This is a genomic window from Prevotella sp. P4-98 (genome assembly GCF_002251405.1).
GTDB lineage: Bacteria > Bacteroidota > Bacteroidia > Bacteroidales > Bacteroidaceae > Prevotella.
The window spans coordinates 188,151-205,387 of sequence record NZ_NPJC01000060.1 but is presented as its reverse complement, the minus strand read 5'-3'; the positions used below and the strand labels follow the sequence as shown (position 1 = coordinate 205,387).

General features: G+C 46.8%; 15 protein-coding genes and 1 pseudogene. 9 read left to right on the top strand and 7 right to left on the bottom strand.

The features are described 5' to 3' along the window. Positions 1–220: pseudogene (locus tag CIK96_RS13380) on the top strand (IS4 family transposase); the annotation flags it as partial. A gap of 66 nt (positions 221–286) precedes the next feature. Here CIK96_RS13380 and CIK96_RS10390 read toward each other — a convergent pair. Continuing rightward, the gene (locus tag CIK96_RS10390; RefSeq protein WP_094436609.1) at positions 287–739 is read right to left on the bottom strand and encodes a nucleoside deaminase; all 453 of its coding nucleotides are present in this window, start codon (positions 737–739) and stop codon (positions 287–289) included. A gap of 484 nt (positions 740–1,223) precedes the next feature. Between CIK96_RS10390 and CIK96_RS10385 the strand changes: the two genes are divergently transcribed. Both CIK96_RS10385 and pyrH read left to right on the top strand, forming a co-directional pair. Continuing rightward, positions 1,224–1,925 (top strand): biotin--[acetyl-CoA-carboxylase] ligase, encoded by a 702-nt coding sequence (locus CIK96_RS10385; RefSeq protein ID WP_094440530.1) that lies wholly within the window; start codon positions 1,224–1,226, stop codon positions 1,923–1,925. A 51-nt stretch (positions 1,926–1,976) separates the two neighbouring features. After that, the gene (gene pyrH, locus CIK96_RS10380) at positions 1,977–2,687 is read left to right on the top strand and encodes a UMP kinase (protein ID WP_094436613.1); all 711 of its coding nucleotides are present in this window, start codon (positions 1,977–1,979) and stop codon (positions 2,685–2,687) included. A 78-nt stretch (positions 2,688–2,765) separates the two neighbouring features. Here pyrH and CIK96_RS10375 read toward each other — a convergent pair whose 3' ends face one another. From CIK96_RS10375 to CIK96_RS10365, 3 genes are read right to left on the bottom strand one after another with little or no spacing between them, the layout of a single operon-like run. Then, positions 2,766–3,134: a DUF4834 family protein gene (locus tag CIK96_RS10375; RefSeq protein ID WP_094440529.1), complete on the bottom strand. Its 369-nt coding sequence runs from the start codon at positions 3,132–3,134 to the stop codon at positions 2,766–2,768. Positions 3,135–3,149: 15 nt separating this feature from the next. Further along, on the bottom strand, positions 3,150–3,851 hold the full coding sequence (gene pssA / locus CIK96_RS10370) for a CDP-diacylglycerol--serine O-phosphatidyltransferase (protein WP_094391266.1): 702 nt from the start codon (positions 3,849–3,851) through the stop codon (positions 3,150–3,152). Between the two features lie 28 nt (positions 3,852–3,879). Next, positions 3,880–4,569: a phosphatidylserine decarboxylase family protein gene (locus tag CIK96_RS10365; RefSeq protein ID WP_094391265.1), complete on the bottom strand. Its 690-nt coding sequence runs from the start codon at positions 4,567–4,569 to the stop codon at positions 3,880–3,882. 142 nt (positions 4,570–4,711) lie between these two features. Between CIK96_RS10365 and dnaE the strand changes: the two genes are divergently transcribed. From dnaE to CIK96_RS10350, 3 genes are all read left to right on the top strand, one after another. Continuing rightward, positions 4,712–8,437 (top strand): DNA polymerase III subunit alpha, encoded by a 3,726-nt coding sequence (gene dnaE / locus CIK96_RS10360; protein ID WP_094440528.1) that lies wholly within the window; start codon positions 4,712–4,714, stop codon positions 8,435–8,437. A gap of 80 nt (positions 8,438–8,517) precedes the next feature. Next, complete coding sequence (gene trxA, locus CIK96_RS10355; protein WP_094391263.1) at positions 8,518–8,832, top strand: thioredoxin; 315 nt, start codon at positions 8,518–8,520, stop codon at positions 8,830–8,832. A gap of 19 nt (positions 8,833–8,851) precedes the next feature. Continuing rightward, complete coding sequence (locus tag CIK96_RS10350) at positions 8,852–9,172, top strand: hypothetical protein (RefSeq protein ID WP_094440527.1); 321 nt, start codon at positions 8,852–8,854, stop codon at positions 9,170–9,172. A 97-nt stretch (positions 9,173–9,269) separates the two neighbouring features. On the opposite strand, the gene tsaE is transcribed toward CIK96_RS10350, so the two are convergent. From tsaE to CIK96_RS10335, 3 genes are all read right to left on the bottom strand, one after another. After that, positions 9,270–9,680 (bottom strand): tRNA (adenosine(37)-N6)-threonylcarbamoyltransferase complex ATPase subunit type 1 TsaE, encoded by a 411-nt coding sequence (tsaE, locus tag CIK96_RS10345; protein WP_094440526.1) that lies wholly within the window; start codon positions 9,678–9,680, stop codon positions 9,270–9,272. 19 nt (positions 9,681–9,699) lie between these two features. After that, positions 9,700–11,244, bottom strand: coding sequence for a bifunctional response regulator/alkaline phosphatase family protein (locus CIK96_RS10340; protein WP_094440525.1), 1,545 nt, complete (start codon positions 11,242–11,244; stop codon positions 9,700–9,702). A 115-nt stretch (positions 11,245–11,359) separates the two neighbouring features. Further along, positions 11,360–12,454, bottom strand: coding sequence for an ROK family protein (locus CIK96_RS10335; RefSeq protein WP_158214859.1), 1,095 nt, complete (start codon positions 12,452–12,454; stop codon positions 11,360–11,362). A gap of 766 nt (positions 12,455–13,220) precedes the next feature. Here CIK96_RS10335 and CIK96_RS10330 point away from each other — a divergent pair. The 3 genes from CIK96_RS10330 to CIK96_RS10320 all read left to right on the top strand — a co-directional run bounded on the left by CIK96_RS10330 (position 13,221) and on the right by CIK96_RS10320 (position 17,221). Continuing rightward, positions 13,221–14,189, top strand: a complete 969-nt coding sequence (locus CIK96_RS10330) for an ROK family protein (RefSeq protein ID WP_094440523.1) — start codon at positions 13,221–13,223, stop codon at positions 14,187–14,189. A 139-nt stretch (positions 14,190–14,328) separates the two neighbouring features. Next, positions 14,329–16,320: a glucosamine-6-phosphate deaminase gene (locus tag CIK96_RS10325; protein WP_094440522.1), complete on the top strand. Its 1,992-nt coding sequence runs from the start codon at positions 14,329–14,331 to the stop codon at positions 16,318–16,320. 25 nt (positions 16,321–16,345) lie between these two features. After that, positions 16,346–17,221 (top strand): chitobiase/beta-hexosaminidase C-terminal domain-containing protein, encoded by an 876-nt coding sequence (locus tag CIK96_RS10320; protein ID WP_094440521.1) that lies wholly within the window; start codon positions 16,346–16,348, stop codon positions 17,219–17,221. Positions 17,222–17,237: the final 16 nt, after the last annotated feature.

Genomic DNA, 17,237 nt, shown 5'->3' with positions numbered 1-17,237 from the left:
CGAAAATGCTGTAAAGATACAATTGTATAGTGCAATCATTGCATATTGCTTGGTTGCGATTGTTGAACGAAAAATGAAATTGAATATGGAAATGTATGATTTGTTAAGAATTTTATCTGTCTCATTGTTGGACAGAACCCCTCTCGTAGATTTGCTCGGCAAAAGCGAACCTGCCGAGAAGTTACAAACTGTAAGAGAATTAAGTCTTAAATTTATTTAGTGGACACTAGTGATCGGTGAATAAATCCGAAACCTCACTACCAGTACGATAGTCACACGATGACAACTATCGTCTGCTTCTAAAGAAATCTTGCATAAGTTGGCGACATTCTTCCTCAAGAATGCCGCCACTTATCGTTGTACGAGGGTGTAATGCCTTGGGGGCATAGACATGGAATCCTCGTTTATCGTCGGCAGCACCATAGACAATACGCGGAATCTGCGACCAGCCCAATGCACCTGCACACATAGGACAGGGTTCTACGGTAACATAGAGTGTGCAATCGGTCAGATACTTTCCTCCCAATTCGTTTGCAGCTGCCGTTATGGCTTGCATCTCAGCATGCGCAGTAACATCGTTGAGAGTTTCCGTGAGGTTGTGGGCACGGGCAATAACCCTGCCCTGACATACGATTACAGCACCAATAGGTATTTCACCTGCTGCTCCAGCAGCTTCAGCTTCCACCAATGCCATACGCATATAGCGTTCGTCGGTTTTCAATTGTTCTTCTTGTGTCATGGTTGCGAAATTACAAAAAAATAGTTGAATATCCTCAGAAAAGGATCATAAATGCAGAAGAAAACCGTTTTCACACTAAAATTTCATATACCTTGTTTCATTTAATAAAGGTACGCATGCTTGCGTACGCGCATGCGTTATCATCAAACACCTGCTATCAAACAGCCATCAAAACAGCAAGTTGCCTGCTGTTGTAAGCAAGAGAAATCACAGGCGAATGGTCGCACCACCTACACATATAGTTAATTCAGTTTTCAAAAAAATTCGACCACTCGACCACCGATACTTGCATCATACTATCCTTCAATCTATTATAGGTGTGGTCGATTGTCATTTTGTGGGGTTTTCGACCACCATTCGACCACCATCCGATTTTGGTTTTCACTAACCAGTGATTACCATCTTAAGTAGGCAGCACCTCGGGAATAAAAATAAAAACTCGTTTTTATTTTGTATTCCATTCGGTTTGCACTACCTTTGTACTATGAAAGAAAAAATAGTGTATATCGAGGAGACAGATTCCACGAACCGATGGCTGAGAGAACATGGCGGTGATGAAGACTGTGTGGTATGGGCAAACTATCAGACAGATGGACACGGACAAGGATCAAACCATTGGGAATCGGAACGAGACAAAAACCTCACGTTCTCGGTATTGATGCACCCCACACACGTACCAGCCAACCGACAGTTTCATATCTCTATGGCAGTATCACTGGCGGTGACCGACGCATTAGGACAATATATAGGCGACTTAAGCGTGAAATGGCCTAACGATATCTATTGGCGAAATGCTAAGATCTGTGGCATGCTGATAGAAAACAGACTGAAAGGCATGCAGATATGCGATAGCATTGCGGGCATAGGCATCAACGTAAACCAACGCGAATTTCAAAGCGATGCCCCCAACCCCATATCGCTCTGGCAGATAACCGGACAGGAAACCAACCGGCAAGCACTATTGGAAGATATTATCTGTCGCATGGAAAGCTATATGCTGCAGGATGTAAGGGAACGCTACATGCAGACCCTATACCGCCGAAAAGGCTTTCACCCCTACTGCGATGCGCAAGGCGCTTTTATGGCACGCATAGAAGATGTGGAGGAAAACGGACACCTGGTACTGATGACCGAAGATGGGGAGCGACGCCGCTATGCTTTCAAAGAAGTATCGTTTGTGATCTGAACACCCCTACTACATGATGATAGACAATAATCAATAAAAAACAAAGATAATATGGCAAGATTTAAAAGAATCCTCCTGAAGCTCTCTGGTGAGAGTTTGATGGGCAATCAAGGTTACGGCATCGACGCAGAACGCCTCAGCGACTATGCCCGACAAATTAAGGAAGTCAGTGAGATGGGCGTACAGATTGGTATCGTCATCGGCGGTGGCAACATCTTCCGCGGACTTAGCGGCAGTCAGAAAGGCTTCGACCGCGTGAAAGGCGACCAGATGGGCATGTGTGCCACAGTAATCAATTCGCTGGCACTATCATCAGCTTTGGGAGCTATCGGTGTGAAGAACAAGGTGCTGACAGCCATCCGCATGGAGCCTATCGGCGAATTCTACACCAAATGGAAAGCTATCGAGGCGATGGAAGCAGGACAGGTATGCATCTTCTCTGCAGGTACTGGCAACCCCTATTTCACTACCGATACCGGCAGTAGTCTGCGTGGCATAGAGATAGAAGCCGACGTGATGCTGAAGGGCACACGCGTGGATGGTATTTATACCGCCGACCCCGAAAAGGACCCAACCGCTACTAAGTTTGACGAAATCTCCTATAAAGAAGTATTGTCACGCGGTTTGAAGGTCATGGATCTTACCGCTATCTGCATGTGTCAGGACAACAATCTGCCTATCTATGTATTCAACATGGACGTGGTGGGCAATCTGAAGAAAGTCATGGAAGGTGAGGAAATTGGAACCCTCGTACATCCTTAATCCCACTTACTTATACCAACAAAGCGAGCCGCAACACAGAATGTTGCGGCTCGCTTTGTTATTGATATACTATTTGGATTATTTCTCTTCCTTGAAATCGACGTATTCTCCATCGCCATCATCAAAGATCTTCTTGTTTTCACGACCTCTGCGGTCTATGATGGTTTCACCAAATTGTGTCGTGGTATGCACCTCAACAGGATCTTCCTCTACCGTTTCATTCTCCCATCGACTATTGGTATAACCAGCCGCCTGTGCACGACGATCATACTGTTGGCGCTGCCGTCCAGTCTCGTTGCGATACTGTCTGGCATGTTCGCCTGCAGCATCACGCATCTGTCTCTGCATGCGGCGAATCATTCGCAACACCTGTCCCCCCACAAGTAGGACAAGAAACACGATAAAGAAAAAAACAAAGAGGATCATTCCTCCTATGGCTTTAAGCATGACTATAGGGTTTACTTATTTCTTCTTGTTGATATTGGTAAACAATGACAATACCACATACCAGGCAATGATAACGGCAATGCCGCTGACCTGGAGCAGTAAGAGCAATGGAATGCAAGAGAGAATGAATATATACTTCACCTCGTTGCCACGCCATCCCCAATGCTTAAACTTCAAAGCGAAAAGGGGAATCTCAGCGATAAGCAGATAGCTGGTGAAGAAGATGGCAGCCACCACAACATAAATGCTGTAGGGTAATGCCTCAATAGCTTTGCCACTACCCACAATCAAAGACCCCCAAAAGAGGGCATTTGCAGGAGTGGGCACACCGATAAACGATGTGGTCTGACGCTCATCGAGATTGAATTTAGCCAAGCGCAACGCTGAGAAGGCAGCCATCACAAAGGCGACATAAGGCAACAGGGAATATAATCCTCCCATGCCTTCAACCTGACAATACAGATAGTCGAAGAGGATTGCAGAAGGTGCAAAACCAAAAGTGATGTCATCAGCCAACGAGTCGAGTTCCTTACCAATGGGTGAGCTAACACCAAGGAGGCGTGCACTCATACCATCGAAGAAGTCGAATACCGCACCAATAACGATAAACAGCAATGCCTTATCCCATTCGCTGTAGAATGCCATACATGTTGCGATGCACCCAGAGATGAGATTGCAACAGGTTATGGTGTTAGGAATATGTTTTTTGATGCTCATAATGTAGAATTCGTAAAATGTAACTGTATTACTTCAATACCGCCAATACGGTCTGGTCGCCAGTGGTAGGCTGATCCATGCGTACACGCACTTCAGTACCTATTGGCAGATAGACATCCACACGCGATCCGAGCTTGATGAAGCCTAAGTGCTCGTCGATGTTACATTCCTCTTCAGCCTTTGCATAGGTAACTATGCGACGGGCCATAGCACCGGCAATCTGTCTGACCAGCACATCCTCACCTTCTGGAGTGGTAATCATGATGTCTGCATGCTCGTTTTCCTCACTGGCTTTGGGCAACCAAGCCTTGTGATAATTTCCATTGTGATGACTCACAAACTTCACCTTACCGTCAACGGGGAACCAGTTGGCATGCACATTGAGCGGACTCATAAAGATGCTGATGAGCAAACGCTTATCGTGGAAATAGACATTCTCATCCACTTCCTCAATTACAACGATCTTTCCATCGGCAGGTGCCACGACCATCTTGTGGGTATCTCCATTGAAATAACGGATAGGACAGCGATAGAAATTGAGCGCCAGCATCCATGCCGTGCCCAAACCAAGTATGCTAATCCAAAAAGGAATCTTCGTATCGAAGGCAAACCACAATCCGATAGCCAAAACAATGATAAGTATCATGCTAATGGCCAATTCGCTTGTACCTTCACGGTGTATTCTAATTTTCTTAAGTTTCTTTAGTCTTTTTCCCATACGTAGTGGTACGATTGTTTTATTCCATCTGCAAAGGTACGCTATTTTTATCTATTTCACAAATTTTTTATTCCATTCTTTTGGAGTTCTCACCTTTTAGGCGTAACTTTACACCACATTTATCAAACAATAAACAATAGATATGCAAGATTTCATACATTTACACGTCCACACCTATTACTCTATTCTCGACGGTCAGTCGAGCATTAAGAGACTGGTGGATAAAGCCGTTGGGAACGGCATGCGCGGCATGGCCATCACCGACCACGGCGACATGTTTGGCATCAAGGAATTCCACGATTATGTGGGCGGTGTCAACAAGGGACGTAAGAAGGAAGGTCTCGAGCCTTTCAAGCCCATATTCGGATGTGAGATGTATGTGGCTCGCCGTGGTAGCAAGGAGAATCGCCAAGGCAAGGAAGACATGGGCGGTTACCACCTCATTGTGCTCGCTAAGAATTATAAAGGTTATAAGAATCTGATCAAACTGGTGAGCAATTCCTGGGTTGATGGATTCTATATGCGCCCTCGTACCGACCGTGCCGACTTGGAGAAATACCACGAAGGACTCATCATCTGCTCGGCATGTATTGCCGGCGAAGTGCCCAAAAAGATTCTTGACGGTGATATGGCTGGTGCACGCGAAGCTTTGGAATGGTATCACCGCGTGTTTGGCGACGACTATTATCTTGAACTGCAGCGCCATGAGGTGCGCGATCCCCACCAGCGTGCCAACCGCGAAACCTTCCCTTTGCAGCAACAAGCCAACAAGGTATTGATAGAACTGGCACACGAATACGGCATCAAGCTCGTCTGTTCAAACGATGCCCACTTTGTGGATCAAGAGAATGCCGAGGCCCACGACCACTTGCTCTGCCTCTCTACGGGTAAGGATTTGGACGACCCTACACGTATGCTCTACTCCAAACAGGAGTGGTTTAAGACCCGCGAAGAGATGAACGAGGTGTTTGCCGACATTCCCGAAGCCCTCTCGAACACAACCGAAATACTCGATAAGGTTGAGATCTACAGTCTCGACCACGACCCTATCATGCCTTTCTTCCCCATCCCTGAATCGTTTGGTACCGAAGAAGAATGGCGCCAGAAATACACCGAACAACAACTCTACGACGAGTTTACCACCGACGAGAATGGTGAAAACCCTCTCTCGCCAGAGGAAGGAGAGAAGAAAATCAAGAAACTTGGCGGTTACGACAAAATATACCGTATCAAGTATGAAGCCGACTATCTGGCAAAACTCGCCTATGAGGGTGCCCGCAACCGCTATGGCGACCCTATCCCCGACGAGGTGCACGACCGTGTAAAGTTTGAACTGCACATCATGAAGACGATGGGTTTCCCCGGCTACTTCCTCATTGTGCAAGACTTCATCAACTCTGCACGCGATGAACTCGGTGTAATGGTAGGCCCCGGACGTGGCTCTGCTGCCGGTTCTGTGGTAGCCTACTGTCTGGGAATTACAAAGATTGACCCGTTGAAATACGACCTGCTGTTTGAGCGTTTCCTCAATCCTGACCGTATCTCACTCCCTGATATCGATACCGACTTCGACGATGACGGACGTGGTAAAGTGCTGAAATGGGTGGAAGATAAATACGGTCATGAGAACTGTGCGCATATTATTACCTATGCGTCGATGGCAACCAAAAACTCGCTGAAGGACGTGGCTCGCGTGGAAAAGCTACCCCTTGCCGAAGCCAATGCCCTCTGTAAAGCCATTCCCGACAAGTTGCCCGATGGCAAAAAGATGAACCTCACCAATGCCATAGCCTGCGTGCCGGAGCTGCGCGATGCCGAGGTATCGACCGATTCGAAGATGGCAAACACTATCAAATATGCGAAGATGTTGGAGGGAACGGTGCGCGGTACGGGTATCCATGCCTGCGGATTCATCATCTGTCGAGACCCCATCAGCGACTGGGTGCCGGTATCTACTGCCGACGACCCCGATTTCAAGGGTGAGAAAACCAACTGCACCCAATACGATGGTCACGTCATTGAATCGACCGGACTGATCAAGATGGACTTCCTTGGACTGAAGACACTGTCGGAGTTGAAGGAGGCCTGTGCCATTATCAAGCAGACCCGTGGCATAGAAGTGGATCTCGATACCATCCCGATAGACGATGCCAAGACCTACGAACTCTATCAGCAAGGACGCACCATCGGTACCTTCCAGTTTGAATCGGCAGGTATGCAGAAGTATCTTCGCGAGCTCCACCCTACCGTTTTCGAAGACCTTATCGCCATGAACGCCCTCTACCGACCGGGGCCAATGGACTATATCCCATCGTTTATCGCGCGTAAAAACGGTAAAGAGGAAATTTCCTACGATATTCCCTGCATGGAGAAATATCTGAAAGACACCTACGGCATCACCGTTTATCAAGAGCAGGTGATGTTGTTGTCACGTCAGTTGGCAGACTTCACCCGTGGTGAGAGTGATGCGCTGCGTAAGGCGATGGGTAAGAAGAAAAAAGACATCGTTGATGCGATGAAGCCTAAATTCATCGAAGGCGGCAAGAAAAACGGACACGATCCTAAGGTATTGGAGAAGATATGGGCAGACTGGGAGAAGTTTGCATCCTATGCGTTCAACAAGTCACATGCGGCATGTTACTCATGGGTGGCATTCCAGACAGCCTATATGAAAGCAAACTACCCTGCCGAGTTTATGGCAGCCATCATGAGCCGACGTCGCGATCAGATTACAGAAATCACCAAACTGATGGATGAATGTAAGGCCATGGGCATTGCAACACTGGGTCCCGATGTGAACGAGAGCTATCAGAAGTTTGGTGTGAACAAGAAAGGAGAGATACGTTTCGGTCTCGCAGCCATTAAAGGCGTGGGCGACCCTGCCGCCATAGCCATCATTACCGAGCGCGAGAAAAACGGTCTTTACAAGGACATCTTCGACTTTGTGCAGCGTGTAAGCCTCAGCGCTGTCAACCGCAAGACGATAGAAAGTCTTGCGCTGAGCGGTGGCTTCGACGGTTTCCGTATTCCGCGCGAAGATTTCTTCGCAAAGAACAACAAGGGCGAATCGTTTCTCGACACCCTTGTGCGTTACGGACAGATGTATCAGGCCGAGCAGCAAGAGGCGCGCAACTCACTCTTTGGTGGTGAAAACGCTGTGGAGATAGCCACACCGCCCATTCCCAAAGGCGAGCAGTGGAGCAACATTATGCGACTAAACAAGGAGCGCGATCTGGTGGGCATCTATCTTTCTGCCCATCCGCTCGATGAATATAAAGTGGTGATTGACGCACTTTGCAACACCAAATGTGCCGAACTGGCAGACATCAATGCATTGGTAGACCGCGAAACAGTGGTGCTGGGCGGTATTGTCACCAATGTGGAACAGAAGTTTACCAAGCGCGGCGACCCCTGCGGCTTTGTCACCATCGAGGATTTTGAAGGTTCAGGGCGTCTTGCACTATTCGGCGAAAGCTGGGGACAGATGCGCGGCATGTTTGAAGTGGGAGCCACGGTCTATGTGACCGGCAAGGTGGTTTCGCGCTACTCTCAGTATGGCAATAAAGATGACAACGGCCCTAAAGACCTGCGCGTCTCCTCGGTAGAATACATGCAGAGTGTCAAGGACAAAGCCATTGAGCGCATCACCATCTCTATCGACGTATCGCAACTCGACTCACAGATAGTGACCGAACTAGGCGAACTGGCTCACGAGAGTCCTGGCAAGACCCAGCTGTTCTTCCAATTTGTGGATCAGAGCAAGCGCCGCCGCATACTGTTGCGCAGCCAATCGACCGCTATTGATGTGAAACCCGCATTGCTCAACTATATAGAGCAATCGTCTGCCCTGTCGTATAAGATTAACTAAACGGGGAAAATGGCACGATATTTGCCTTTTAACCCATGAGTGTATAAATACCTATAGTATTAATTAACAAACTTACAATTATGGAATTGAATGTCACAAACGAAAACTTTGCAGAGCTGAAAAACAGCGATCTGCCCCTTGTAGTAGATTTCTGGGCCACATGGTGTGGCCCCTGCCGCATGATAGCTCCTATAGTAGAAGAGTTGGCAAAAGAATATGAAGGTCGCGTCAATGTGGCTAAGTGTGATATTGAGGAGTGTGAAGATATTGCCGCCGAACTGGGCATTCGCAACATCCCCACCCTGCTGTTCATCAAAGGCGGACAGGTTGTTGACAAGTTGGTAGGTGCCCAATCCAAGACTAAGTTGCAGGAGAAGATTGAAAATCTGCTGTAGTACCAATACCCTGACAACAATGACAAGCATTGAAGAAGAGCTTCTCATAGACGAAGAGAACGATGCCCGTGAGGCGGCATATATTCTCCACACCTTGTCCAGCGAGCTTCAAGACCGATACACCACCGATGATATCCGTACTATGATGGATCTCATCGTGGAATATTACTACGACAGCGGTATGCTGGAGTGTACCGATGCGGAAGTAGAGATAGACCTTCAGGATGTGGCAGACTATGTGGCCAAGCATGCCAAGGAGTACCACGAGAAGGATTATCCGGTAGAAGACGTGTTCTTTGTGGTGCAAGCCGATTTCGACTGGCAGGAACAAAACCTGTAGGAGCCACTCTCGGTTCTGCTACCGCCATACCAAGAACAGGAGGCAATCACGACCTGAAGTCGGTGATTGCCTCCTGTTATGATATGGTTGAGACGGATCAGAACGTCAGCAGACGACTACCGTCGGCTTGTTCTTCGATGGTGACGCGGACGGTATCATCGGGCAATACGTCTTCAATGAGTTCGGGCCACTCTATCAGACAAAGTGCCCCTGAGTAGAAATACTCTTCGTATCCCATGTCATAGACCTCTTCGAGTTTCTTAATGCGATAGAAATCGAAGTGATATACAGGTTGTTGTTCGCCGTCAGTATATTCGTTGACGATGGCAAAGGTGGGCGAAGTGATGACATCGTCACACCCCAGTTCTTCACAAAGTGCTTTGACAAATGTGGTTTTTCCTGCACCCATCTTGCCATAGAAGGCAAAGACACGCGAGCTACCGATATTCTCGATAAACTGTCGTGCGACGCTGCGTATGGTGTCGAGACCGTTGATAGTGATTTCCATATCTTTATTGTTTTATCTGTTATCTGTTTTTTCCTTTCAGTGTGACCAGTGGGATGATCATCTCTTCCATAGAGATGCCGCCGTGCTGGAACGTGTTGCGATAGTAGGCAACATAGTAGTTGTAGTTGTTGGGATAGGCCAGGAAGGTGTTGCCCGTGGCAAACACATAACTGGTGCTTATATTTGGCGAGGGCAGAAAGACACTCTTAGGGTCTTTGACGGTAAACACATCGCGACTTTCACAAGCGAGGTTGCGTCCCAACTTATAGCGCAGATTGGTGTTGGTATTGCGATCGCCAATGATTTTCACCGGTGTATCGGTGCGAATGCTGCCGTGGTCGGTGGTCAGTACAACGCGACAGTCTGTCTGTGACAACCGATGGAGCAACTGGCTGATGGCGGAGTGGCGAAACCAAGAGAGCGTCAGCGAACGGTAGGCAGCCTCATCGTGAGCGAGTTCGCGCACCATCTTTGATTCGGTTCGGGCATGCGACAACATATCGATGAAATTGACCACCACAACATTGAGGCTGTTGCGTTGCAAGAGTTCGTCGGCTTCTGCCAAGAGTTGTTCGGCTTCATCGGTGGCGTTGATCTTATGATAGGAGAAGGTATCGCGACGACGCACGCGGTCGAGGAAAGCTTGTATGAGGTGTGGCTCATTGAGGTTTTTGCTCTCTTCGGCATCTTCTTCAGTCCACCAATCGGGATAGCGTTGCTTGATTTCGCTGGGCATCATTCCTGCAAAGAGGGCATTGCGAGCATATTGCGTGGCAGTGGGCAGAATGCTGCAACACAGTTGTTCGGTGATGTCGTAATCGGTCAGTTCGGTTTCGATAGCCTTCCACTGGTCGTAGCGGAAATTGTCGAACACCACGAGAAAAACTTTCTCACCCTGTTTGAGCATAGGCAATATGTGGTGTTGCATGACGTCGTGGTTCATCGTGAAATCGTGGTGTTGCATCCAATCGGCATAGTTGCGCTTCACGAATTTGGCAAATCCGAGATTGGCTTCTGCCTTCTGCATGCGAAGCATGTCTGCCAGTGCAGGATCAGCCGAAACGAGCTTGAGTTCCCAATCTACGAGTTGTCGGTAGAGCACAGCCCAATCGTTCCAACAGCAACAATCCATCATTTGCATGGATAGTTGCTGAAAATGCTGCTGATAGGCAGTTTGCGTGGTTTCTGCCACCAGTTCTTTACGATGGATAAGTTTTTTGAGCGAGAGCAGAATCTGATTGGGGTTGACGGGTTTGATGAGGTAGTCGGCAATATTGCGGCCCACCGCTTCGTTCATGATATTCTCTTCTTCGCTCTTCGTCACCATGACTACGGGCACCGTGGGTTGTATCAGTTTGATGCGTTCGAGCGCTTGCAGTCCGGTAATACCGGGCATCATTTCATCGAGCAGAATCACATCGAACTGCTGTTGCTTACAGAGTTCTACGGCGTCGGTACCGTTGGTAGCGGTCACGACATCGTAGCCCTTTCTTTCCAGAAAGAGCAGATGAGGACGGAGCAGTTCCATCTCATCGTCAGCCCAAAGTATTCGTCCGTTGGTCATTGCTTATTATCAATATGTGTGCAAAATTAGTGTTTTTTTCTGAAATAACCTGCTTTCGCTACTGATAAATGCCATCTGCCTTGGTCATCGACCGCACATGGACTGCCCCAAAACGTCAGCTATCACTGATAAAGCTTGAGGTCACTATCTGCGAATCCTCGTTCATGATGTTAAGTGAGAATTTCTTAATGCCCATCCTTACCGGAAGTGTGAGGTAATCGCCTGTTACTGACATTTCTCCACCGATGACCAACATTTCTGGATTGAAGATGTTGATGACGCCAGCCAACTGTTTGCCGAGTTCGTCAGCAATTGTCTGCAATGTAGCAAGACTGAGCACATCTTCTTTGGCGATAGCGTCGAGAAGGTCTTGCAGGGTGAGTTCCTCTTTCTTGTTGAGCACCTTATCAGAGAGGATTGACGTCTTTCCATTCAAGATTTTCTCTGTCAGTTTTCTCTTAAGTGCCCTTCCTGAAACTTCTGTTTCTATGCAACCGATCTTTCCGCAATGGCAGATGATGTTATTATTATAGGCTGTCATGTGTCCAAATTCGCCAGAATATCCCGACTTTCCGTAGTAGAGTTTGCCGTCAATAATAATGCCGATGGCTAAGCCCCAACATACGTTGGCAAAAATGACATTCTTCAGTCCTTTGCTTCGTCCCTTGATAAATTCAGCAAATGTCATACTTCTTGTGTCGTTTTCGATGCAGACGGGAATCTGAATAAGTTTAGTGAGTTTACTGGTCAGCGAATCTTCAAGGAAGGTAAACATGTTGTAGGCGTTTCCCTCGAAAGGATTAACGCGCTCTGCCACATTCACGCAAATTTGGAGGATTTCTTCTTTAGCGTAAGGAAGTGTAGCAATGAAATCGTTGATAATCTTAGCCATTTGCTCCAGATTCTCTGGAGTATTTTCGTATGTATAAGGAACTCTTATCTTTTCTGTTATCAGATTGCCGCAGAAATCGCTTGCAGCAAGAGCCAAACAGTCCATTTCTGGATTCACACCCACGAAATAGCCAGCTGCCGGCATGAGGTCATAGACCATTGGTATGCGTCCGGCAGAGTTATCTTTCTTCCCTGCCTCTCTTACAAGCCCTGCCTTCATGAGTTCGTTGATGGCGCATGTAGTAGTAGGAAGACTTACTCCGACCGCCTTCGATATCTCAGGTATTGTAAAGGCACCTTGCGAGACAAATTTCTCCAATATACGCCCTTGAACTGAGGATTTCTTATTTATATTTTTAATATTTTTAATTATGTCACAAAACATAAATAATATTTTTTATTTGCAAAGATGGTCTTTTTTAATATTCATAACTATCTTTTTGTAGTTAATAAATCTTAAACCGATAAAAATTATCTGTTTTCATCTAAACTTTTCAGCAACAATTCACCCCACACCTTATTATATATAGAATACAAGCAAAGAAGCACAGCCTTGTTTTTACACCAGCAAACGCATCATACGTTACACACCAACAATTTCTCCCAGCATACTCCCATGACCTTCTGCTAATAAATGAGACTTACTTGGGAGGCAGTTGGGACTTACTTTGGATTTACGCAAAAACACCTCTCACACACTACCAACCACAACCCGAAGACATCCCGAAACCATCCCGAATATAAAGAAAATCAATACACTTGTGAAAAACAAACCAAATTTTCACATGCAAATGACTAAAACCACAAACGCTCAATCGAGCACCCACCATCCACAAGCCACTACAAACAGGCCCAGCACAAGCAAAAACGCAACGATTTCAAGCCATTAAGACCTCATCTCAGAAAAAAAATGATACGTTTTAGAAATATTAACCATAAAACGCTTGCATTATATGATAAAACTTGTAACTTTGCAAAATAAAATATTTTAGTTATCGCATAACTGTTAATAAATTAGTTTATAAATGAGTATTTAACACCCATCAACGGTATTACTCAAGCAAAAACAATAAGGCAATTGAATTATGGAATACGGCGCAAAATCTTTAGTGATAGGCTTGGATTTGGGAGGAACCAATTCCGTGTTTGGTGTTGTCGATAGCAAAGGCGAGATTATAGCCACTACTTCTATCAAGACACAAGCTTACCCAAGTGTAGATCAGTATATCATGGAATCTGTAAAAGCTATCAAACAGATAGCCGAACAAGTCGGTGGTATGGAAAAGATCCGTGCCATGGGCATTGGTGCTCCATGCGGTAACTATTACAAAGGCACTATAGAACACGCAGCAAATCTGGTTTGGGCCAAAGGTATTGTGCCATTAGCCAATATGTTTGTCAACGAATTAGGGATCCCCGTTGTAGTGACCAACGACGCCAAGGCAGCAGCCATGGGCGAGATGAAATATGGAGTGGCCGTTGGCATGACCAACTTTGTAGAACTGACATTAGGCACAGGCGTAGGTTCAGGAATTGTGGCCAACGGTCAACTCATCTACGGATTCGACGGATTTGCCGGAGAGTTGGGCCACATGATTGTTGAGCCAGACGGAAGACCCTGCGGCTGCGGCAGAAAAGGTTGCCTTGAAACCTATTGTTCTGCAACGGGAGTAGTACGCACAGCAATAGCCATGTTGGAAGAATCGCCAGAAGCCACCTCTGTGAGAGATATTGCCACCGACAAGCTCACATCATACGAAGTATATAAAGCAGCAATGGCAGGAGACGCCATGGCTCAAGAAGTATTCAAACAGACAGGAAGAAGAATCGGTATCGCATGCGCCAATATCGCAACATTCCTAAGTCCCGAAGCATTCATCTTCTTCGGCGGTCTTGCCCAGGCAGGCGAACTGTTGCTCCGTCCGATAGAAGAAGCGTATAACGAAAATGTCCTTTCATTATATAAAGGCAAGGCCAGATTCTTGATGAGCGGTCTTGATGGTGCTAAAGCCGCCATTTTGGGTGCCTCAGCCATAGCATGGGACTTAAAATAAACGACTAACAGACCTCATCAGATATATAACAACAACAGAAAGTGATCCTCAAGCCATGAATTGAACTAAACATGTTTAGCAAAACTGTGACGAGAGTATAAAGACTAAAAAGACATCCTATTTAAAATTGATATTGACTATGAGACTCAATCTTAGTTCACAGATCGTACTTAACAAAGTTCCAGTTGAATTCTACAAGCCAAAGAATACCGTAGAATACTCCGAAATCTCCAGAATGGAGAAGATTCATACCGACATCTTTGCCTCTATGGCAGAAGGTGCCAGTCATGTTGCCGACGGAATCGAAGCCGGCATCAAAGCAGCACAACATGAAGGAAAGTTTTATGTAATGGCATTGGGCACAGGTTCGTCGCTCATCGCAGTCTATGAAGAACTTATCCGCCGTTATCAGACAAAGAGACTGAGTTTCCGCAATGTAGTCGTATTCAACGCCTATGAATACTATCCGCTCCAGAAGAACAGCTCTATCCGCAGCATCAACCAGTTGAAGGAGCATTTCCTCGACCATATAGATATTGAAGAACAAAACATCTTCACGCTCGACGGTTTTGTAGCGCAAGAGAGCGTACAGGATTGCTGCCGCCTTTACGAACAGCGCATCAAGTCGTTCGGTGGTTTAGACATTGCCCTTATCGGCATTGGCCGTTCAGGAAACATTGCAGCCAACGAACCAGGATCAAGCATCCAGTCGATGACTCGCATCATTCTGATAGGCAACATCTCACGTAAGGAAATGGAAGCAAGTGAGAAAACCAAGGAGACCATCCCTCCCTGCTCACTCACCATGGGTATTGCCACCCTGCTTTCTGCCAAGACCGTATATCTTACCGCGTGGGGTGAGGAAAAGGCAGAGATCATGCAGAAAGTAGTGGAAAACTCTTTCACCGACACACTTCCTGCGTCATTTCTACAGACTCACCCAGATGCTCATGTTGTTCTTGACTTAGGCGCAGCATGTCAACTTACCCGCATCGTACACCCCTGGCTGGTCACATCTTGCCAATGGACAGACAAGATGATCCGTTCTGCCTTGGTTTGGCTCTGCCAGAAAATCGGCAAACCCATATTGAAACTGACCAATAAAGACTATAACGAGAACGGATTGAGCGAGCTCTTGGCCCTATACGGTTCGGCCTATAACGCCAATATCAAGATCTTCAACGATCTGCAGCATACTATCACAGGCTGGCCAGGCGGTAAGCCCAATGCCGACGACACCTATCGTCCAGAGCGCTCTACCCCATACCCCAAGCGCGTCATCGTATTCTCCCCACACCCCGATGACGACGTGATTTCTATGGGCGGCACCATTCGTCGATTGGTACAACAGAATCACGACGTACACGTGGCCTATGAAACTTCGGGAAATATTGCTGTTGGCGACGAGGAAGTTACACGATTCATGCACTTCATCAACGGCTTCAACCAGCTCTTCACCGACTCTAAGGATAGTGTCATCTCTACCAAATACAAAGAAATCAAGTCGTTCTTTGCCAACAAGAAAGAAAGTGACTTCGACACTAAAGACGTGCTGACCATCAAGGGATTGATACGTCGCGGTGAAGCTCGTACCGCATGCACCTACAATCAAATACCCCTCGACCACGTACACTTCCTTGATTTGCCTTTCTACGAAAGCGGTAAGATAGAGAAGTTGCCTATGACCGAAAAGGACGTAGAAATCGTAAGAGCACTATTGCAGAAGGTAAAGCCTCATCAGATTTATGTGGCAGGCGACCTTGCCGATCCTCATGGCACACACAAGAAATGTACCGATGCGGTACTCGCAGCCATTGATCTTGAGAAGGAAGCAGGTGCTGAGTGGTTGAAAGACTGCCGTATCTGGATGTACCGTGGCGCATGGGCAGAATGGGAAATAGAGAATATCGAGATGTGCGTTCCACTTAGTCCAGAGGAATTGAGAGCAAAGCGCAACTCTATTCTCAAGCACCAATCCCAAATGGAGAGTGCACCATTCTTAGGCAACGATGAACGCCTGTTCTGGCAGAGAGCCGAAGACCGCAACCGCGCTACCGCAAAGCTCTATGACCATTTAGGACTGGCTTGCTATGAGGCTATGGAAGCCTTCGTAGAATACAAACCGCTATAAGATAAAACAACTAACAATACTATTCATGAACATGAAAAAGATTCATCAGATATTTTGTTCGTTGGCAGTTTGCGCTATAATGCTGGGTGGTAACACCACTCCAGCATGCGCTGGCGATGTCAACAGCATACGTCTTGACGAACATCGCGTGCGCTATCATATCCCATTGCCCGAACAGCCATGGGGTTCTTGCGACAAGGTCATCATCACTAAAGACACTACGGTGACCTTCACCACCTCACGTCCTATCAAGATGGTCTATACGCTTGACGGTACCACTCCTACTCCATCGTCAACCATCTACACCTCGCCCATCAAGGTAAGCGACAATACCATCATCAAGATTGCAACGGTTTTGCCTTCCGGCAAGATGAGCCGCATCAGAACAGTCAATATTGAAAAGCAGACCTATGCACCTGCCATTAAGATTGATGGTGCAAAATCTGGATTGCAGATGAGTCGTGTGAAGGGTAATTTCCTAAAGGTTGATGACCTGAACTGGACTGATGCAGAATGGGAAAAATCCATCATCAGCAATCTGGAACAGATTAAAATCCAGCGTAAAGATGATGGTGCTACGCTGCGCGGAGCTAACAATTACGCTGCTATTGCCGAAGGTTACATCAACATTCCTGAGGACGGAGTGTATTACCTCTCGTCGCGTCTGGAACAAGTATGGATTGACAACAAGCTCGTCGTCAACAACGAAGGCGACGTAAAGGCAAGTACGATGAACGACAGCTCTGTGGCATTGGCCAAAGGGTTACACCCCATCAAGGTTGTCTTCTTGGCAAATATCATTGGAGGATGGCCTTCATGGTGGAGCAGTACCGCTATTGAAATGCGTAAAGACAACGAAAAGGAGTTTACCGCTGTTGGTGGCTCTCAACTATTCAGATAATTTAAAACAATAATTA